Genomic DNA, 19,035 nt, shown 5'->3' with positions numbered 1-19,035 from the left:
ATGGAATCGTTATCATTAGAAGAACAACAGAAGCTCCTGGAGAAATACGACCCAGAAGCAGGAACAAGGAAATTAAAAGGAATTATAGGCTGGATCGTTTTTATTGGCTTATTATCTTTCTCATTGTTCCACCTATATACAGGGGTTTTCGGAATGCTGACTGCCCAGCTGCAGCGCTCAATCCATTTAGGATTTGCTTTGGCTCTTATATTCTTATTATTCCCTGCACGGAAAAAAGACAGGGGGCGAAAACATAAAGTCGCCTGGTATGATATGATCCTTGCCATACTCGGTGTTGCGGTGGGTGCCTACTGGCCATTATTCATAGATGAAATTGTTATGAGAGCTGGACGGTTGACAGAAATTGACTTTTATATTGGGTTGTTAGCTGTTTTATTAGTGCTTGAAGCAACAAGACGGGCAGTTGGTCTTCCGATTACAATTATTGCTATTGTGTTTTTGCTTTATGGAATTTTTGGTCCGTATATGCCAAGCTTCTTAGCACACCGTGGGTTAAATTTAGACAGACTTATACAAACAATGTTTTTCACAACAGAAGGAATTCTTGGTACGCCATTAGGGGTGTCAGCAACCTATATCTTCCTGTTTTTATTGTTTGGTTCCTTCCTTGTGAAAACAGGTGTCGGTCAATATTTTAATGATTTAGCTGTTTCTATTGCAGGGAAGAGAATTGGCGGACCAGCAAAGGTTGCGATATTCTCTAGTGCATTGCAGGGAACGATTAGTGGCAGCTCTGTTGCGAATGTAGTTACATCAGGGTCATTTACAATACCGATGATGAAAAAACTTGGATATAAGAAGGAATTTGCTGGTGCTGTTGAAGCTACTGCTTCTACAGGAGGACAAATCATGCCACCTGTAATGGGTGCTGCAGCATTCTTAATGGTTGAGTTCATTGGCGGAGGCATCACTTACTGGGAAATTGCAAAAGCTGCAGCAATCCCGGCACTTCTTTATTTTACTGGTGTATGGATAATGACGCATTTCGAAGCTAAACGTCTAGGTCTTAGAGGATTAAAAGACGAAGAAATGCCAAATCGTAAAGAAGTATTGAAGAAAATATATCTTCTCCTTCCCATTTTAGCTGTAATTGTATTGTTAATGAGCGGGATGAGTGTTATCCGTGCTGCTTTATGGTCAATTGTTATAACAATAATAGTCAGTGCTATTCGCAAAGAAACACGTATAAGTATAAAAGATTTCATCGATGCACTAGTTGATGGTGCTCGTACAGCATTAGGCGTTGCGGCTGCAACAGCCGCTGCAGGGATTATCGTTGGTGTGGTTGTAAAGACAGGTCTTGGTTTGAAGATGGCAAATGGTCTCCTCGACCTTGCTGGAGGACTTCTAATCCCAACTTTAATGCTTACAATGGTTGCGGCCATCATACTTGGTATGGGTTCACCTACAACGGCTAACTATGTTATTACGTCAACAATTGCTGCACCTGCAATAATTTTACTCGGTGTACCTGATTTATCAGCTCACTTATTCGTATTCTACTTCGGTATTATTGCGGATATTACGCCTCCAGTTGCACTTGCTGCATTTGCTGCCGCAGGAGTTTCTGGCGGGGATCCAATCAAAACGGGGGTAACCGCCACTAAGCTGGCAATTGGCGCATTCATTATCCCATATATGTTCGTTCTCTCGCCAGAACTACTGATGATTGATACAACATGGTATTACTTAATATGGGTAGTATTTACTGCGCTAGCAGGGATGATGGCAATTGGTGCAGGTGTTATCGGCTACTGGCTGCGCAAACTGAATTGGGTGGAGCGAATTTTAGGAGTAATTGGAGGATTATTGCTGATTTATCCAGAAGGTATTTCAGATATCGTAGGATTAGTCATTTTTGTTCTCCTGATCGTTCTGCAATATGTCTTTAAACGTGATGATACGGTGAAACCACAAGCAGCTTAATATAAAAATAGGAAGTTCCGTAAATGGAGCTTCCTATTTTAATAGTTTACATGAGGTACAAAATTTTCATTAAATAGTATAAAGTGTAAATACAGTAAAAATAAATCGAATACAATATTGACTTTTTCCTATTTTTCCATATAATTAGATATGTATTATACTCGATCTGATAGTTCAGCGGGAGAACACTACCTTGACAGGGTAGGGGTCGGGGGTTCAAATCCCTCTCAGATCATTGGGTGCCAAACCCGTGAAACCCTTCGGAACAAAGGGTTTCTGTCAAAAAGATTGCTTCTTCGGAAGCGATCTTTTTTTATCTTTAAGTTCCAATTGCTAACTATTCCTAATCAGTAAAACGAGCTTCCTCCATGTAAAGTATCTCAAGTTGATAGAGAGGGGTAACCATTATAAAGTGTTGATTTTCCCCATTCTGACTTATACAGGAGTACTTGAAATGCAAAGGAATTTTACAATCGAATCTGTTTTATTAATCCAATTGTGGGGGGTTGTTGAATCTAGGAAAATACAGTCAAAGGGATTCAAATCATGTTCCTCTTTGTCAATAATAATTGTAAGTTTTCCTTCAAGAACATAAAGAAATTCTTGCCCCGAATGTGAATAAGAATCCTCTCTATTAGCTCCTGGATTAAGCAAGACTAATATAGGATTAAATAGTGGATTTTTAATTTTGCCCGCCAAATCCATATAAAAAAATGGGTTATGAAGAGTGTTAGTTTTTATTACGTTTCTCATAACGGTTGTTGCATCTTTACTATCAGATTTTGAAAAGAAGTAACTTGGGTTAACTCCAAGTGCTTCAGATATTTTTTTCAATGATTCAAGCGTTATGGATGATTTTGAACGTTCCACTTGAGATAAAAAGCTGATTGAAAGATTAGTATGATCTGCTATTTGTTTTAATGTTAACTTGCGCTCTTTTCGTAAACTCTTTATTCTTTCTCCAATTAAATCGTTCACTTTTCCAAACCCCCTTTACTGACATTAATCCTTCTATTCTGGGAAGTTTATTTACAAAGAAACTCAATTTACTTTTACTATAAAATAGCAAAAAAAATACAATAATGCTCCAAATTATTAGGTATGGTAATCCTGTCCAAATCCCTACTTAAAGAGCACACATGGATAAGAATAACACAAAAATCAACATGAATGAACCTAAATACGTAAAAATTAACAAGGTAACACGCAATTCTATGCAAATGAACGAATTGTTTGAGATTCTGTCAGGAATGAAGATGAAGCATCCTCTTCATTTGATTAAAACATATATTTATTCAATAAAGATGGAAAAATTAGATTGTAAAAAAAGTTCTATTACATTATTAAATGAAGTAATACTTAAAAAGAAAGTAATTACAAATCTAGAAAGTAGAGAATTTCCTTCTATAAAATTCTAAAAATTCCATTTACAATGAAAATTCAGTGTGTTAATATCTTAATTAATTGAAGTGTCACTTCAATATATAATTATTAATTAAGTAATCTATTATTAAATAAAATCTAACATTTGAGGAGAATGAAGATGAATTTTCATGGTATTTTAGTTCCTTTGGTTACCCCTTTTAAAAGCGATCAAAACTTGGATGTAGAAACATTAAAACAATTGACTAACACATTTATTGATAAAGGTGTTTCTGGCTTAGTGGTGTGCGGCACTACTGGCGAATATTACGCCTTAAATGAAGCAGAACGTGAAATGGTTTTAAAAACTGTGGCAGAAGTAGCCAAAGGTCGCGTAACTTTGATTGCCGGTATCAATGATTTATCCACTGAAGGGGCCGTTAACCGTGCCAAACAAGCCAAAGCTATGGGCTATGAAGGCTTAATGTTGGCACCCCCACCATATAGTCTACCTGATCAATCTGGTGTGATTGCTCACTATGAAACTGTGGCAGCGGAAATCGATTTACCTATTATCATGTACAATTTTCCTGCTCGCATAGGCATTGAAATTGAATATGACACAGTGGTGCACTTGGCGAAGAATCAGAATATCGTTGCAATTAAAGAAAGCAGTGGTGACTTTAGCCGCGCTTTACGTTTGCTGCAAACACCATTTGAAAATTTTGAAGTAATTTGTGGGTGTGATGATCAACCCGTAGATTTTTTCTTCTGGGGTGCGAAAAGCTGGATCGCTGGTGCAGGTAATGTGTTTCCGGAAGAGCAAGTCGCCATGTTTAATGCTGCCCAAGCTGGTGACTGGGACAAGGCTCGACAAATCATGAGCGATATTTACCCTGCTATTTACTCAATGGAGTCAGGTAACTACAATCAAAAAGCCAAACTAGGCTGCTTAAAAGGTGAAATCAACGTTGGTACGGTTCGCCTGCCTTTATCTGATTTATCAGTAGAAGAAAAAGCAGAATTCTTAGCTTTCTTTAAATAATAATCTGGAGGAGAGATAAATGACTATAACAAAAGAACAAGTCTTTGCCCTCGCCAAAGAAGGCAAACTATGGGCAGGCAACTTAATTGATGGTTTTGTGAGCACAGCCGGTAAATTAGAAAACCGCACCCCAATCGACAACAGTTTAATTGGATATATTGCCGATGGGGATGCACGGGACGTGGGTGCTGCTGTTAAGGCAGCAAGAGACATATTCGAAGCAGGTAGTTGGAGTCAATTATCCCCCAGTGAGCGCAAAAAAGTGATGCTTCGCTGGGCACAATTGCTAGAAGAGCACAGTGAGGAATTGGCTGCCTTGGATTGCGTGGATGCTGGTAAACCGATTACCGAATGTTTGAATACTGACATGCCAGCAACAATCGATACTTTTTATTGGTATGCAGAAGCAGTTGATAAACTTTTTGGAAAAGTCGCTCCTACGAGCAACGATGCTTTGGGCTTGATTGTCACTGAACCTATTGGCGTGGTTGGTGCGGTATTGCCTTGGAATTTTCCTGCGCAAATGTATGCTTGGAAAGTGGCACCCGCTTTAGCGGCCGGTAATTCTGTCATTGTAAAACCTGCGGAATTAACTTCACTTAGCGCTTTCCGGATGACAGAACTTGCTTATGAAGCAGGTGTGCCAAAAGGTGCTCTAAGCTTGGTGTGTGGTTTGGGCGAAAAAGTAGGCGAACCATTAGGTCGTCACATGGATGTGGATATTGTCTCCTTTACGGGTTCAACTGAAGTAGGCCGCTATTTCTTGAAGTACTCAGCAGAGAGCAACCTCAAAGAAATTGTTTTAGAGTGCGGTGGCAAAAGTCCACAAGTGGTGTTTGAAGACGCTAATTTGGATGCGGCTGTTCCGCATATACTATCTGCTGCCTTTTGGAATATGAGTGAAAATTGCAGCTGCGGTTCACGTTTAATTGTGCATGAATCAATCAAAGAAGTATTATTAGAAAAATTAAAATCTGAATTAACAAGCTGGAAAGTCGGTAACCCAATGGATGAATCTGTTGCCATTGGCCCCATGGTCGAAGAAGCACACTTTAATAAAGTGAAATCATTCTTGGACATTACGCTGCAAGAAGGCGGCCGTTTAGTTACTGGGGGCAATATTCACAGTGAAGTGGGGAGCGGCTGGTACGTAGAACCCACTATTTTTGACAATGTAACCGCTAACATGACCTTGTTCCAAAACGAAGTATTTGGTCCTATATTAGCGGTAAGCACATTTGAAACGGAAGAAGAAGCCATCGCCCTTGCCAATAACACCTCTTACGGTTTGGCTGCTTCTTTCTACAGCCAGAATGTACAACGTACGATGCGGGTGGCACGTGCCATTAAAGCTGGAACAGTTTCTGTAAATGGTTTTAGTGAAGGAGATATCACCACTCCTTTTGGAGGCTTTAAACAATCTGGCTTCGGTGGAAAAGACAACGGCTTAGAAGCTTTTGAACAATATGTGCAAACAAAAGTGATTTGGTATATGAATTCATAAAAATTTGATTGGCTTTTATGGGGGAATAAATATGGCAAAAACAGATAATAAGCAGCTAAAAAAAGTAGTTGCTGCTTCTATGATTGGATCTGTAGCTGAATGGTATGAATTTTTCTTGTATGGTACAGCTTCAGCTCTAGTTTTTGGAGAATTGTTTTTCCGACAAACTGGAAGTGCTATTGACGGTATCCTCGCTGCATTTGCACTCTATGCGGTAGGATTTTTAGCTAGACCGATCGGAGGGCTTGTCTTTGGTCATTACGGTGATAAAATTGGGCGTAAAAAATTATTACAGCTTAGTTTAATTATCGTTGGGATTACGACCTTTTTAATGGGATGTATTCCAACATTCCATAGTATTGGCTACTGGGCTCCCATCTTACTCGTTACATTACGTTTAATTCAAGGTTTTGCTTTTGGAGGAGAATGGGGAGGAGCTGTAATATTAGTATCTGAGCACAGCCCAAATGATAGGCGCGGTTATTGGGCAAGCTGGCCGCAGGCAGGCGTGCCCTTGGGTAATTTAATAGCAACAATCATTCTTTTACTTTTATCTAAAAACTTAAGCCCTGAACAATTTTTGGACTGGGGCTGGCGCGTAGCATTTTGGTTTTCTGCAGTTGTTGTACTAATTGGTCTTTGGATTCGAAAAAGTATAGATGATGCCCCTGTTTTCAAAGAGGCACAAGAAAAACAAGCTAAATTAGAAAAACAGCAATTAGGAATTATTGAAGTGTTTAAATACCATAAAAAGGCTATTATTGCAGGTATTGGAGCTCGTTTTGCAGAAAACATCTTATATTATATGGTTGTAACTTTCTCCATTAGTTATTTAAAACTTGTGGTGGATAAAGATACTACACAAATATTATTATTAATGTTTGGTGCCCATGCTATCCACTTTTTCTTTATCCCATTAATGGGACATTTAAGTGATGTTTGGGGACGTAAGCCGATCTATATTACTGGAGCCGTTTTAACTGCTTTCTGGGGATTTATTGGGTTTCCAATGATGGATACAGGAAATGACTGGCTAATCATGACTGCAATTACATTTGGTTTATTTATACAATCGATGACGTATTCGCCATACTCAGCATTAATGACAGAATTATTTCCTACTCATATCAGATATACAGCATTATCTCTATGCTATCAAGTAGCACCCATTTTAGCAGGCTCATTGGCTCCATTAATTTCATTAAGCCTACTAAACAAATTTAATAGCTCCATCCCAATTTCAATTTATTTAGTCCTATCAAGTATCATTTCTATTTTAAGTATAATGGTAGTGAAAGAAACAAAAGGAAAATCACTGACTTTTAAGAAAGCAGAGTAGGTTTATTGAGTAAGGCTGATGCTAATCGGCATTTACAAAAACTTTAAAACTCTTGATTTAAAATAAATTTTGATAAAAACGGTCTCTATAATTATTTAAGTTTACTTTTTCTGAAAGTTCGATATAATTTAATGTGTAAGGAACGGAAGAGAAGGGATTTTATATGATAAAAATAAACTGCATACTTGATTTTAAATACGGTGGCTCTTTCCTCCTTCAAACCAATATATACTGAATACAAATTCACTTACAAAGACCTTCGTATGGATACGAGGTCTTTATTTATTTTTGGAAGGAGTCCCTCAGAACAAGTTTTTTTGATTATCATTGAATGAGGAGAAATTTATGGAAATTAGAGACTATATGTAAAATGATGAAACTGGCTGGGTTCTATCATTTCTTGATACGGCATAATTCGATCATGTGCTAAAAGAAAAAGAAAAATATGAAAATCCATCTATTGAACTAGTAGCTGTGGATGAAGGACAAATCGTGGGGCCTTTAGATATCGAATATGAATGGAAGGAAGGAACTGTTTGTTCAAGAGGAACTGGTCTTGGTGGTATGATTTGGCATATTGCTGTACATCCAGAATTTCGTAGAAGAGGGATTGCTAAACGATTACTAATGAAGGCTGAGCAATTAGCAAAAGAAAAGCAGTTAAATCGTTTGGAAGCATGACGAGAGATGATGATTGGGTAATGAGGTGGTATGAAAAGAATGAATTTAAAAAAACAGATTCATATTTACACGTTTACATGGATGGCGGGAAGGAGCTAAAGGAACAAATAAGAAGTGAAATGCCCAACCTAATTCCTGTTCAAACATTTGCACATTATGTTGGACAAGGTAAAGAAAACATAAAAAGAAAGTTTAAAAGAGTACACGAATGTACTTGCTACGAAAAAATACTCTGCTAATAAATTTAAGTTAGGATAGTGGAGGGGATTCTATGTGGAAAAAAGAAATGATAGAAACTACTAGAGGATGGTTCGAACTATTTATTTATGGAGAGGGAAATCCTTTATGGGTTACTCATTTATACAGTGAATTAAGGAGTTAGGGAATGATTTTGCAGATATTTTTGTTGATAAGTTTCAGGTTTTCTTAATCAACCTATTTAGAGGAACAGCGGCAATAAGAATATTTATGTGACTTAATATGCACAAATTAGGAGGATACGATGCAAATTCGAAGATTGAATGATAATGAACAGCTGCCAATGAATCTATTATTATTAGCAGACCCCTCTCGAAAACTAATAGAGGATTATGTGAACCGAGGGGAATGCTATGTATGTGAAAAAGGAAAAGAAATCAATGGTGTATATGTGATACTTCCAACTAGACCTGAAACAGTTGAATTAGTAAATGTTGCTGTATCCGAGGCTGAACAAGGTAAAGGAATAGGGAAGAATTTAATACTAGATGCTATACATCGATCTAAGGAAAAAGGGTACAAGACGATTGAATTAGGAACCGGGAATTCAAGTGTAGGGCAATTGGCTCTTTATCAAAAATGCGGATTTAGAATTACTGGTGTTGATACCGATTTTTTTATAAGACATTACGAGGAAGATATTTATGAAAATGGAATATGGTGCAGGGATATGATCCGTTTGTCTCAGGACTTGTATTGATAGTTGTAGGTTTTGTTCTATGAAAGTGGGGAGAAAGATGGAAAAGACTATTTATTTAATTAGACATTGCCAAGCTGTGGGACAGCCACCCGAATCACAATTGACAGCAGAGGGGATAAAACAAGCAGAAAAGTTAGCAGATTTTCTAAGTTCTATTAAAGTGGACAGAATCTTTTCAAGCCCTTTTTTGCGTGCTGTCGAAACAATAAAGCCTTTTGCACAGAAGATAACTATTGAAATTGAGACGGATGAGCGATTAGCAGAACGTGTACTTAGTGCTAATTCGATGCCCGATTGGTTCGAAAAACTTAAGATGACATTCAGTGATATGGATTTAAGGTATGAAGGCGGAGAATCTAGTAAAGAAGCGATGGATCGCATCGTGCAGGTTGTAAATGAAATGATCGGAAGCCAAGCACAAAGTTCGGTAATCGTCACACATGGAAATATCATGTCATTACTATTAAACTTCTACAATAAATCTTTTGGCTTTGATGAATGGCAGCAATTGAGTAATCCAGATGTGTTTATTATGCGTTTTAAAAATAATGAAGTACAGATTGGAAGAATATGGGAGGAAAATTAATGAATGAAGAGGCCTACACTTAAGTTAGTAAAGGGGATCTCTTATTTCTCATGATTTTAACCCAAATTAATCCGAATTCGCCTCGTGTTCGGATACTTAAGCTCAAGAAACTGCAAAAGTAGTCTGAAGTGGAATCAAGTTCGGACACGAAAGGTCAAGAAATCATCAAAGTAGTCTGAAGTAGACTCAAGTTCGGACACGATGACTCAAGAAATCATCAACAAGTCCGAACTTGTCCTGCCCTATTTGCTTCACGATTATCTGCTTTTCATGACTGTCACCAAGTCACAATATTTTCTTTGGTAATAAAATTAATATGGTTCAGCATCATGTCCTTTTTCAATTGCTTTCTCAGGTGCTTTATCCCCACCTCTGTTTCCGAGTGGCTTTTGATTGGATCCCTCTTTAGATGCATGAGCTAACCCTTCTCTTAGTCTCTTGCCATATTCGTCATCAGCTTCTTCAGCAAGTGCAATCATTTTCTCTTGAATTCGCTGATCACAAGTTGATAGATCAGAAATCAGGTTTGCTAGTAGCTCATCTTTTTCCCATTGCTCAAATCTGCGATACGTTTCACCTGCTTGTTTCGTATTGCTTTGCCTGTCGATGGATTGGCGGACAAGCTTTCCTTCAATCTGAGGGGTGTATTCTTTTCCCACTTGTTCAGCTTCTTTTAATCCGCCTAAGATTGATGGTTCATAATTAATATGTGGGTTTTGCCCAGGTGCACGATCTACCTTATATTGCATTTGGCCGCCGCTTTGATTGGTTGCGACCCGCTTCTTTGGTGCGTTAATAGGCAGCTGCAAATAATTGGCTCCGACACGGTGGCGCTGTGTGTCTGAATAAGAGAAGGTACGACCCTGTAGCATTTTGTCATCTGAAAAATCAAGCCCGTCCACAAGGACACCTGTTCCAAATGCAGCTTGCTCTACCTCAGTAAAGTAGTCCTCAGGATTTCGATTTAAGATCATTTTTCCAACTGGAAGCCATGGGAACTGATCCTCTGGCCAAAGCTTTGTATCATCGAGTGGATCAAAATCTAATTCTGGGTGCTCATCGTCGCTCATAATTTGAACAAGAAGCTCCCATTCAGGGTATTCTCCACGCTCAATCGCTTCATATAGATCCTGTGTTGCATGATTGAAATTCGTTGCTTGAATTTCACTTGCTTCTTTCATTGTCAGGTTTTTGATTCCTTGTTTCGGCTCCCAATGATATTTAACAAGGACTGCTACCCCATCATTGTTTACCCATTTATATGTGTTCACACCTGACCCCTGCATCATTCGGTAGTTGGCTGGAATCCCCCATGGGGAATAGACAAATGTCACCATATGGAATGTTTCAGGAGAGCTTGCACAAAAGTCAAAAAAACGCTGACTGTCCTGAATATTCGTTATTGGGTCAGGCTTAAACGCATGAATCATATCTGGGAATTTAATCGCATCTCGGATAAAGAAAATTTTCAAGTTATTCCCAACAAGATCCCAGTTCCCGTCCTCTGTATAAAACTTAACAGCAAATCCACGTGGGTCACGAAGAGTTTCAGGAGAATGACCGCCATGGATAACAGATGAAAACCTAACGAAGACAGGGGTTTGTTTACCTTTTTCTTGGAATAATTTCGCACGTGTATATTTAGAAACGGGTTCATCACCGGCTGTCCCATATGTTTCGAAATAACCATGCGCTCCTGCACCGCGGGCATGAACGACACGTTCAGGAACACGCTCTCTGTCAAAGTGGCTGATTTTCTCAATGAAATCGTAATTTTCTAATGTAGCAGGTCCTCGATTTCCAACTGTCCTTATATTTTGGTTATTTGTAACTGGGTGACCTTGCCTGTTCGTTAGCGTATTTTCGTTTTCTACATTTGTTTCATGGCTACTTTGTTCATTTGTCATCTTCCTATCTCCTTTAGTGTTAATAAACATACGTATCCTAGTATTTTTCAACTACATAGGCTATTTTCCCCAGCTAGTATAAAAAAATCCTCATTTAGTTAAAAATGATTCGTTGACAATATACCTATAAGGGTATAATATAACGATATAAGATCATACTAATTCTGCTCTGTAAGTTATACGTAGATGAACGATTAAGTGATAGAAAGGGGTTATCTCATGGAGTATAATGATCAAATTAAAAATAGAGTGAAGCGAATGGAAGGGCAGTTAAGAGGGATTTTGAAAATGATGGAAGACAATAAAGATTGTAAAGAAGTGATTACCCAATTGTCAGCGGTTCGTTCAGCCGTCGATCGAACAGTAGGTGTCATTGTTAGTTCTAATCTAGTGGAATGTGTTCTTGAGGCAGAAAGAAATGGAGAAAAAACAGATGAATTGATTAAAGAAGCAGTCAACCTGCTTGTGAAAAGCAGGTAATAAAGAAGAAGGAAACTTCTTTTTTTAGATATTTATATACCTATGGGGGTAATGAAAGGAGATACAAATGGAATATTTAAACTATATTATTTTCGTGCTTGTCATTCTTTTAATTATATCACGGATGTTACCGACAAAAGGTGTAAGACAAATTAGTACATTAGAATTGAAAAAAGAATTAACTAATAAAAATAAACAATTTATTGATGTAAGAACACCTGGAGAATTTCATTCGCGCAATATCCGTGGATTTATCAATATTCCTCTTCAACAATTAGCTAAAAAAGCAAATGAGCTATCAAAGGACAAAGAGGTAATCGTTATCTGTCAAAGTGGCATGAGAAGCAACAAAGCTAGTAAATTATTAAAAAAACTAGGATTTAAAAATGTAACGAATGTCAAAGGCGGCATGAGCGCCTGGTCGTAACTAAGAAGCGGAGGAAATGAATGATGAAAACAATTACTGCGAAAGAAGTAGAAACACTATTAAATGAAGGAAAAGAACTCAATATTATCGATGTTCGAGAAACGGAGGAAGTTGCTGAGGGAAAGATTCCAGGAGCAGTTAATATGCCACTAGGTTTAGTTGAATTTCGTATGCATGAGTTAGAGAAGACAAAGGAGTATATAATCGTTTGCCGATCTGGCGGAAGAAGTGGGAGAGCAGCACAATTGCTTGATACCTATGGCTTTCAAGTCATTAATATGACTGGCGGAATGCTTTCATGGGAAGGAAAAGTTGAATAATAATTTATATAAAATAATACCTAAGTAGGTATATATTTGGAGGGGAAGTTATGAAACAGAAGGTTATCATCGTTGGCGGGGTTGCCGGAGGAGCAACGGCTGCTGCAAGGTTAAGAAGAATTAGCGAAGATGTAGAAATTATTCTCATTGAACGAGGTGAATATATCTCTTTTGCTAATTGTGGTTTGCCTTATTATATTGGTGAAACGATTAAAGAGAGAGGAAAGCTATTAGTACAAACGGTTAAAGGCATGTCTGAACGTTTTAATATGGATATTCGCAATTTAAGTGAAGTTATCGAGATCAATCCAGAATACAAAAAAGTTACTATTAAAAACTTGCAAACAGAGGAAGTATATGATGAAACATATGACAAGCTTTTACTCTCGCCTGGTGCAAAACCAATTGTTCCGCCAATCCCTGGTTTAGAAGAAAATGAAACATTATTTACGCTAAGAAATATTCCGGATACAGATAAAATCAAAAGCTATGTTGATAACCAAAATCCTAAGAAGGCTGTTGTGATCGGAGGTGGATTCATAGGAATAGAAATGGCTGAAAACCTCGCGGAAAGAGGAATGGAAGTAACAATTATCGAGATGGCTAATCAAATTATGGCACCGATTGATTTTGAAATGGCTAATATTTTGCACAATCATTTAATAGATAAAGGTGTGAAGCTAATCTTAGAAAATGGTGTTCAATCATTTGCTGAAAATGGCAGGAAGATTTTCTTGTCAGATGGAACTGAAATAGAAACAGATATGACAATTTTGTCTATTGGCGTAAAGCCGGAAAATGAATTGGCAAAGTCGGCTGGTCTTGTGATAGGTGAACGTGGTGGAATCCTCGTCAATGAATATCTTCAAACATCGAATGAGGATATTTATGCTGTTGGTGATGCAGTGGAGGTAGTCGATTACATTAGCGGCATGAAGGCGATGATTCCGCTTGCTGGCCCAGCTAATCGCCAAGGACGGATTGCCGCAAATAATTTGATGGGCAAAAAAGAGACGTATCAAGGAACGCTAGGGACTTCAATTGCAAAGGTGTTTGATTTAACTGTCGCTTCAACCGGAAATAACGAAAAAACGTTAAAACGGTTAGGAATTCCATACGAGGTTGTTCATATTCATCCAAGCTCTCATGCAGGGTATTATCCTGGTGCTGCATCAATCTCATTAAAATTAATTTTTGATCAAGAAACAGGAAGAATTTTTGGGGCTCAAGCGGTTGGAGCAGATGGAGTGGATAAAAGAATAGATGTAATTGCAACAGCAATAAAAGGCGGATTAACCGTTGAAGATTTAACTTATTTAGAATTGTCATACGCCCCACCCTATTCCTCTGCAAAAGATCCAGTGAACATGGCGGGATATGTGGCAACGAACGTCATGGAAGGGGAACTGGAACAGGTACAATGGCATGAGATCGATGAAATTATTGCTAAAGGTGGATTATTAATTGACGTTAGAGAAACAAAAGAACGCGAAAATGGATTTATTGCCGGTTCTATAAATATTTCATTAAATGAACTTCGTGAGAAATTAGACAAACTTCCAAAGGATCAAACCATTTATGTTAGTTGTCAGGTTGGTCTAAGAGGGTATTTAGCAAGCAGGATTCTTAAAAATAATGGGTATGATGTTAAGAATGTTGATGGCGGATGGAAAACGTATTCTTCTGTTTTCGGACGCAATTAAGAGGCTTTTTTCTAAGAAAAACGGTAAAAAAGTTTTAGCCTAAAAAGCAGGGGGATTTCGATACAAATGAAATTTACCTGCTTTTATAGTCAATTTTGAGTGATCTATTTTAAATTGGTACCCATAGATAATAAGTGCATTAATAATAAAAATAATATAAAACAAACAATTTGACTAACAAATAAATTACCTATAATATACCCGTATGGGTAATTAAAAATGATTTTAGGAGGGTTTGTAGTATGGTTAAAATAACTCAGGCAGCAATTTCAATCATTACGGAAGAAATTCAAGATGTGATCAATGAAGGAAAAACACCATTTATTCGCTTATCGATGGGAATTGGCTGAGGGGGACCTAAGCTTCGCCTGACTCTGGAAGAGTCAGCTTTAGACAATGATAAAATAGTAGAAGAAAGTGGAATCCACTTTTTAATTAGTGAAAGAGATCACGTGTATTTTGATCATGTGAAAATAGATTATACAAAAACTTTATTTGGCGGGGGGCAATTTATCGTGATTCGCCTATAAAGGCTTAAGAAAAGCTATATATAGAGGGGGATAGAATATGAATCCATGGAATATACGTTTTCAAGATGAGAGCTATGTTTATGGAACTGAGCCGAATGTGTTTCTAGCAGAAACACAGAAACGGCTTCAATTATCAGGTAATGTCTTGGCTATAGCTGAAGGGGAAGGAAGAAATGCGGTTTTTTTAGCTGAACAAGGAATGAATGTAACTGCATGGGATTATGCAGAATCTGGGCTGATAAAAACGAAACAGCTTGCTGAAACACGGGGTGTAACCGTTCATACTGAGCTTGTCGACTTAAATGAAGCACATTGGAAGAAAGAGTTATGGGATGAGCTAGTATGTATTTTTGGTCACTTCCCAAAAGATTTGCGCATAAAAACACTTAGGGGAATTAAAGAGGCAGTTAAGCCTGGCGGATATTTTATATCTGAAGTATATTCTAACTGCCAAATTCCTTATCAAAGCGGAGGACCTAAAGATATAGGCTTTTTATATACTCCTGAAGAATTTTTGCAAACTTTTTCAGATTGGCGTATTGTTCACTTTTTTATAGGAGAGGTTGAACGAAATGAAGGAGAACTGCATAAAGGTTTATCCCATGTGATCCAGTTTGTTGGACAAAAACCGCTTAAAAAATGATAATTTTTTTGGTTGACTTTCTTTTTTTCTTTTAGTAATATACCCATAGGGGTAATAGTAAAATAAAAACTTGGAGGAATAAAAATGATAGTAGATAAAGTATTAGATGCAAAAGGTTTAGCATGTCCAATGCCAATCGTTAAAACAAAGAAGGCAATAAATGAACTTGAATCTGGACAAGTATTAGAGGTTCATTCAACTGATAAAGGTGCTAAAAATGACCTAACCGCATGGGCAAAATCAAGTGGACATGAGCTTTTGAAGCATGAAGAAGAAAATAATGTGCTGAAGTTTTGGTTAAAAAAAGGGTAATTTTTTTTGATTTATAGATACCTATACGGGTAGTCGTAAAATGAATTATATAGGAGGAAATTATGGGCGAAAAGAAAAAAACAACGATTGTATTATTCAGTGGGGATTATGATAAGTCAATGGCAGCTTATATCATTGCCAATGGTGCAGCAGCCTATGATCATGAAGTAACCATATTCCATACATTTTGGGGATTAAATGCCTTGCGCAAAGATGAGCAGATTGACGTTAAAAAAGGCTTTATGGAAAAAATGTTTGGTAAGATGATGCCTAGAGGTGCAGAAAAAATGGGTCTTTCCAGAATGAACTTTGCTGGTTTTGGTCCGAAAATGATTAAAGATGTCATGAAAAAGCATAATGCGATGTCTCTTCCTCAGCTAATTGAAATGGCGCAAGAACAAGAGGTTAAGTTAGTCGCATGTACGATGACAATGGATTTATTAGGATTGCAGCAAGAAGAGCTATTGGAGAATATTGAATACGCTGGAGTGGCAGCTTATTTAGCAGATGCAGAGGATGGGAATGTAAACTTATTTATCTAATAAAAATAGGCTAGATTAAAATTTTTTAAGAATAATAATACCTATATAGGTATATATTGATTTGGAGGCTTATGAATGGAGACAATTAAAGCAAATGTACGATTAGATGCAAAAGGATTAGCATGTCCAATGCCGATTGTGAAAACGAAAAAGGCGATGAATGAATTGGAAGCTGGTCTCGTTCTAGAAGTTCAGGCGACAGATAAAGGCTCAATAGCAGACTTAAAAGCTTGGGCTGAGAGTAGCGGTCATCAGTATTTGGGAACACTCGAAGAGGGAGATGTATTAAAGCATTATTTAAGAAAGTCATCTAGTGATGAAACGATTGAAAAAAAACATCCAAATGTAATAAGTAATGAAGAGCTTGAGAAAAAACTAAACATGAATGAAAATATCGTTGTACTGGATGTAAGGGAAGCGGCAGAGTTTGCCTTTAACCATATTCCAAATGCACGATCTATTCCTTTGGGAGAATTAAAAGATCGATTAAACGAATTAAACAAAGAGGATCATATTTTCGTTGTATGCCGTACAGGAAATCGCAGTGATCTTGCTGCCCAAAAGTTAACAGAAAAAGGCTTTATCCATGTTGTTAATGTTCTGCCAGGCATGAGTCAATGGTTTGGTGAAATGGATAGTGTTCAAAGAAAGTAAAAAAATTTAACTTATTATATACCGCAGGGGGTAATTGTGAATGTCAGTTAAACCAATGACACCAAAAGAAGTGACACGAAAAGTTATTAATAAAGAAGAATTATTTATTTTAGATGTACGAAATGAAGCAGATTTTGCAGACTGGAAAATTGAAGGAGAAAACTTCGATTATTTAAATATTCCTTACTTTGAATTGCTTGATGGGGTCGAAGATATGCTGGATAAGCTGCCTTCTAGTAAAAATATACTTGTTGTATGTGCAAAGGAAGGTTCCTCTATCATGGTAGCCGATATGATATCTGAAGCAGGCTTATCAGTATCCTATCTAGAGGGAGGAATGAAGGCTTGGAGTGAGCACTTAGAGCCTGTGAAAGTTGGGGATCTATACAACGGTGGAGAAATCTATCAATTCGTTCGTATTGGTAAAGGCTGCTTATCCTATATGGTTGTTTCAAATGGAGAAGCTGCTATAATCGATGCCACACGTATGATTAATCATTATCTTGAATTTGCTAAAAACTTGGATGTAACGATTACACATGTATTTGATACACATTTACATGCAGATCATATATCTGGGGGTAGAGTGATTGCAGAGAAAACTAATGCTGCCTACTGGCTGCCTCCTAAAGACGCAGAGGAGGTAACCTTTGATTACAGTCCGCTTGAAGGTGGAAATATCGTGAGAATTGGAAATACCGCTATTGATATTCACGCATTATATTCTCCAGGACATACAATTGGTTCTACATCCTTTGTCGTTGATGAAAAGTTCTTACTTTCAGGGGATATTCTATTCGTTGATTCGATCGGAAGACCTGATCTTGCTGGAATGGCAGAGGACTGGGTTGGTGATTTAAGAGAAAGTTTATATTCAAGCTATCGAGAGCTTTCTGAGGAACTCATCGTTCTGCCGGCTCATTTTATGATCATTGATGAATTAAATGAAAATGGAAGCGTAGCAGAAAAATTAGGCACTTTGTTTGAAAACAATCATGGGTTAAACATTGAAGATGAAAACGAGTTTAGAAAACTTGTAACAGAAAATTTGCCGCCGCAGCCAAATGCCTTTCAGGAAATTCGTCAAACAAATATGGGGAAAATCTATCCAGATGAAGAGCAGCAGCGTGAGATGGAAATTGGTCCTAATCGCTGTGCTGTTAGGTAAATCTTAATGTAGGCTTAACAATTGACCTCTAATATAAGGGGAGGAAATATTAGTAAAAGTTTGGATTAATAGTATCTCATATAAAAAGGGAACCGGTTCAGGTTCCCTTTTCTTAGGAGGAAAGAAGATGGACATTGAATTTATAATAACCATTTTTTTAATTGGATTTATTGGATCTTATATTTCGGGGTTGCTAGGGGTAGGTGGATCGATTATTAACTTCCCGATGCTGCTTTTAATTCCAGCAGCACTTGGTGTGGCAAATTTTAGTTCACATGAGGTTTCTGGAATAACCGCCATTCAAGTGTTTTTTGCCACGATTGGTGGTGTTTGGGCTTATCGTAAAGGTGGATTCCTAAATAAAACTTTAATTACTTACATGGGTATTAGCATTCTAATTGGCAGTTTTATCGGCGGATTTGGCTCAACTCATATGACTGAAGGTGGAATTAATGTCGTTTATGGAATTCTTGCTTTAATTGCAGTAGTTATGATGTTAGTTCCGAAAAAAGGGATTGATGAAATTCCTTTAGAACAGGTGAAATTTAACAAATGGCTTGCCGCATCACTTGCATTAATCGTCGGTATAGGGGCTGGAATCGTTGGTGCAGGGGGAGCATTCCTGTTAGTGCCTATCATGCTTGTTGTGTTAAAGATACCTACACGTATGACTATTGCCTCCTCACTTGCCATAACATTTATCTCATCAATTGGTTCAGCGGTTGGGAAGATTACGACAGGGCAAGTGGAGTATTTTCCTGCGCTTATCATGGTGGCAGCAAGTCTTATTGCATCACCTCTTGGAGCTTATTCCGGCAAAAGGATAAATACAAAAGTATTACAGATGATTTTAGCTGTATTAATTTTGGCAACTTCAGTAAAGATATGGATCGATATTTTATAATTTAATTCAAAAGAAAAAGACGT

Annotated in this window: 18 protein-coding genes, 1 tRNA gene and 1 pseudogene; 18 read left to right on the top strand and 2 right to left on the bottom strand. The window is 37.5% G+C overall.

From position 1 onward, the window contains the following. Both FI644_RS00320 and FI644_RS00315 read left to right on the top strand, forming a co-directional pair. On the top strand, positions 1–1,947 hold the full coding sequence (locus FI644_RS00320; RefSeq protein WP_181758201.1) for a TRAP transporter permease: 1,947 nt from the start codon (positions 1–3) through the stop codon (positions 1,945–1,947). A gap of 163 nt (positions 1,948–2,110) precedes the next feature. Further along, a tRNA-Val gene (locus FI644_RS00315) sits at positions 2,111–2,182 on the top strand. 200 nt (positions 2,183–2,382) lie between these two features. Here the strand turns inward: FI644_RS00315 and FI644_RS00310 are convergent. After that, positions 2,383–2,925: a helix-turn-helix domain-containing protein gene (locus tag FI644_RS00310; RefSeq protein WP_053475292.1), complete on the bottom strand. Its 543-nt coding sequence runs from the start codon at positions 2,923–2,925 to the stop codon at positions 2,383–2,385. Between the two features lie 565 nt (positions 2,926–3,490). On the opposite strand from FI644_RS00310, the gene dapA reads away from it, so the two are divergent. The 6 genes and pseudogenes from dapA (at position 3,491) to FI644_RS00280 (ending at position 9,422) form a co-directional block, all read left to right on the top strand. Then, a complete protein-coding gene (gene dapA, locus FI644_RS00305) occupies positions 3,491–4,354 on the top strand; it encodes a 4-hydroxy-tetrahydrodipicolinate synthase (protein WP_053475294.1) in 864 nt (287 codons plus the stop codon). A 19-nt stretch (positions 4,355–4,373) separates the two neighbouring features. After that, positions 4,374–5,858: an aldehyde dehydrogenase gene (locus FI644_RS00300; RefSeq protein ID WP_053475295.1), complete on the top strand. Its 1,485-nt coding sequence runs from the start codon at positions 4,374–4,376 to the stop codon at positions 5,856–5,858. Between the two features lie 31 nt (positions 5,859–5,889). Then, complete coding sequence (gene abaF / locus FI644_RS00295) at positions 5,890–7,197, top strand: fosfomycin efflux MFS transporter AbaF (protein WP_053475296.1); 1,308 nt, start codon at positions 5,890–5,892, stop codon at positions 7,195–7,197. A 372-nt stretch (positions 7,198–7,569) separates the two neighbouring features. Further along, positions 7,570–8,117 (top strand): annotated as a pseudogene (locus FI644_RS00290) (GNAT family N-acetyltransferase); the annotation flags it as partial. Between the two features lie 263 nt (positions 8,118–8,380). Continuing rightward, positions 8,381–8,836, top strand: coding sequence for a GNAT family N-acetyltransferase (locus tag FI644_RS00285; RefSeq protein ID WP_053475297.1), 456 nt, complete (start codon positions 8,381–8,383; stop codon positions 8,834–8,836). Between the two features lie 37 nt (positions 8,837–8,873). Then, entirely contained in the window at positions 8,874–9,422 is a 549-nt protein-coding gene (locus FI644_RS00280; RefSeq protein ID WP_053475298.1) for a histidine phosphatase family protein, read from the top strand. A gap of 311 nt (positions 9,423–9,733) precedes the next feature. Here FI644_RS00280 and FI644_RS00275 read toward each other — a convergent pair whose 3' ends face one another. Then, a complete protein-coding gene (locus FI644_RS00275) occupies positions 9,734–11,329 on the bottom strand; it encodes a catalase (protein ID WP_142107852.1) in 1,596 nt (531 codons plus the stop codon). A 219-nt stretch (positions 11,330–11,548) separates the two neighbouring features. Here FI644_RS00275 and FI644_RS00270 point away from each other — a divergent pair, with 219 nt between their 5' ends. The 10 genes from FI644_RS00270 (at position 11,549) to FI644_RS00225 (ending at position 19,012) form a co-directional block, all read left to right on the top strand. After that, a complete protein-coding gene (locus tag FI644_RS00270) occupies positions 11,549–11,809 on the top strand; it encodes a metal-sensitive transcriptional regulator (RefSeq protein ID WP_053475300.1) in 261 nt (86 codons plus the stop codon). Between the two features lie 67 nt (positions 11,810–11,876). Then, complete coding sequence (locus FI644_RS00265) at positions 11,877–12,236, top strand: rhodanese-like domain-containing protein (RefSeq protein ID WP_142107851.1); 360 nt, start codon at positions 11,877–11,879, stop codon at positions 12,234–12,236. Positions 12,237–12,259: 23 nt separating this feature from the next. Then, positions 12,260–12,556, top strand: a complete 297-nt coding sequence (locus FI644_RS00260) for a rhodanese-like domain-containing protein (protein ID WP_053477488.1) — start codon at positions 12,260–12,262, stop codon at positions 12,554–12,556. A 50-nt stretch (positions 12,557–12,606) separates the two neighbouring features. After that, positions 12,607–14,259 (top strand): CoA-disulfide reductase, encoded by a 1,653-nt coding sequence (locus tag FI644_RS00255; RefSeq protein WP_053475302.1) that lies wholly within the window; start codon positions 12,607–12,609, stop codon positions 14,257–14,259. A 567-nt stretch (positions 14,260–14,826) separates the two neighbouring features. After that, entirely contained in the window at positions 14,827–15,432 is a 606-nt protein-coding gene (locus FI644_RS00250) for an SAM-dependent methyltransferase (RefSeq protein ID WP_053475303.1), read from the top strand. A gap of 84 nt (positions 15,433–15,516) precedes the next feature. Further along, positions 15,517–15,744 (top strand): sulfurtransferase TusA family protein, encoded by a 228-nt coding sequence (locus FI644_RS00245; protein ID WP_053475304.1) that lies wholly within the window; start codon positions 15,517–15,519, stop codon positions 15,742–15,744. Between the two features lie 62 nt (positions 15,745–15,806). Further along, a complete protein-coding gene (locus tag FI644_RS00240; protein ID WP_053475305.1) occupies positions 15,807–16,286 on the top strand; it encodes a DsrE/DsrF/DrsH-like family protein in 480 nt (159 codons plus the stop codon). Positions 16,287–16,361: 75 nt separating this feature from the next. After that, positions 16,362–16,940: a sulfurtransferase TusA family protein gene (locus FI644_RS00235; protein WP_053475306.1), complete on the top strand. Its 579-nt coding sequence runs from the start codon at positions 16,362–16,364 to the stop codon at positions 16,938–16,940. A 40-nt stretch (positions 16,941–16,980) separates the two neighbouring features. Continuing rightward, positions 16,981–18,108 (top strand): MBL fold metallo-hydrolase, encoded by a 1,128-nt coding sequence (locus FI644_RS00230; RefSeq protein ID WP_053475307.1) that lies wholly within the window; start codon positions 16,981–16,983, stop codon positions 18,106–18,108. A 127-nt stretch (positions 18,109–18,235) separates the two neighbouring features. Beyond that, positions 18,236–19,012, top strand: coding sequence for a sulfite exporter TauE/SafE family protein (locus FI644_RS00225; RefSeq protein WP_053475308.1), 777 nt, complete (start codon positions 18,236–18,238; stop codon positions 19,010–19,012). Positions 19,013–19,035: the final 23 nt, after the last annotated feature.

Source organism: Cytobacillus solani, from assembly GCF_006704205.1.
Classification (GTDB): domain Bacteria; phylum Bacillota; class Bacilli; order Bacillales; family Cytobacillaceae; genus Cytobacillus; species Cytobacillus solani.
The sequence above is the reverse complement of the archived record's forward strand: the minus strand, read 5'-3'. Positions and strand labels throughout refer to the sequence as shown.

Excerpts from the sequence above, each read along its gene's own strand:
- dapA (WP_053475294.1), top strand. The coding sequence starts at position 3,491 with ATGAATTTTCATGGTATTTTAGTTCCTTTGGTTACCCCTTTTAAAAGC.
- FI644_RS00225 (WP_053475308.1), top strand. The coding sequence starts at position 18,236 with ATGGACATTGAATTTATAATAACCATTTTTTTAATTGGATTTATTGGA.
- FI644_RS00245 (WP_053475304.1), top strand. The coding sequence starts at position 15,517 with ATGATAGTAGATAAAGTATTAGATGCAAAAGGTTTAGCATGTCCAATG.
- FI644_RS00250 (WP_053475303.1), top strand. The coding sequence starts at position 14,827 with ATGAATCCATGGAATATACGTTTTCAAGATGAGAGCTATGTTTATGGA.
- FI644_RS00280 (WP_053475298.1), top strand. The coding sequence starts at position 8,874 with ATGGAAAAGACTATTTATTTAATTAGACATTGCCAAGCTGTGGGACAG.
- abaF (WP_053475296.1), top strand. The coding sequence starts at position 5,890 with ATGGCAAAAACAGATAATAAGCAGCTAAAAAAAGTAGTTGCTGCTTCT.
- FI644_RS00255 (WP_053475302.1), top strand. The coding sequence starts at position 12,607 with ATGAAACAGAAGGTTATCATCGTTGGCGGGGTTGCCGGAGGAGCAACG.
- FI644_RS00320 (WP_181758201.1), top strand. The coding sequence starts at position 1 with ATGGAATCGTTATCATTAGAAGAACAACAGAAGCTCCTGGAGAAATAC.
- FI644_RS00275 (WP_142107852.1), bottom strand. The coding sequence starts at position 11,329 with ATGACAAATGAACAAAGTAGCCATGAAACAAATGTAGAAAACGAAAAT.
- FI644_RS00260 (WP_053477488.1), top strand. The coding sequence starts at position 12,260 with ATGAAAACAATTACTGCGAAAGAAGTAGAAACACTATTAAATGAAGGA.
- FI644_RS00230 (WP_053475307.1), top strand. The coding sequence starts at position 16,981 with ATGTCAGTTAAACCAATGACACCAAAAGAAGTGACACGAAAAGTTATT.
- FI644_RS00240 (WP_053475305.1), top strand. The coding sequence starts at position 15,807 with ATGGGCGAAAAGAAAAAAACAACGATTGTATTATTCAGTGGGGATTAT.
- FI644_RS00265 (WP_142107851.1), top strand. The coding sequence starts at position 11,877 with ATGGAATATTTAAACTATATTATTTTCGTGCTTGTCATTCTTTTAATT.
- FI644_RS00300 (WP_053475295.1), top strand. The coding sequence starts at position 4,374 with ATGACTATAACAAAAGAACAAGTCTTTGCCCTCGCCAAAGAAGGCAAA.
- FI644_RS00285 (WP_053475297.1), top strand. The coding sequence starts at position 8,381 with ATGCAAATTCGAAGATTGAATGATAATGAACAGCTGCCAATGAATCTA.
- FI644_RS00235 (WP_053475306.1), top strand. The coding sequence starts at position 16,362 with ATGGAGACAATTAAAGCAAATGTACGATTAGATGCAAAAGGATTAGCA.
- FI644_RS00270 (WP_053475300.1), top strand. The coding sequence starts at position 11,549 with ATGGAGTATAATGATCAAATTAAAAATAGAGTGAAGCGAATGGAAGGG.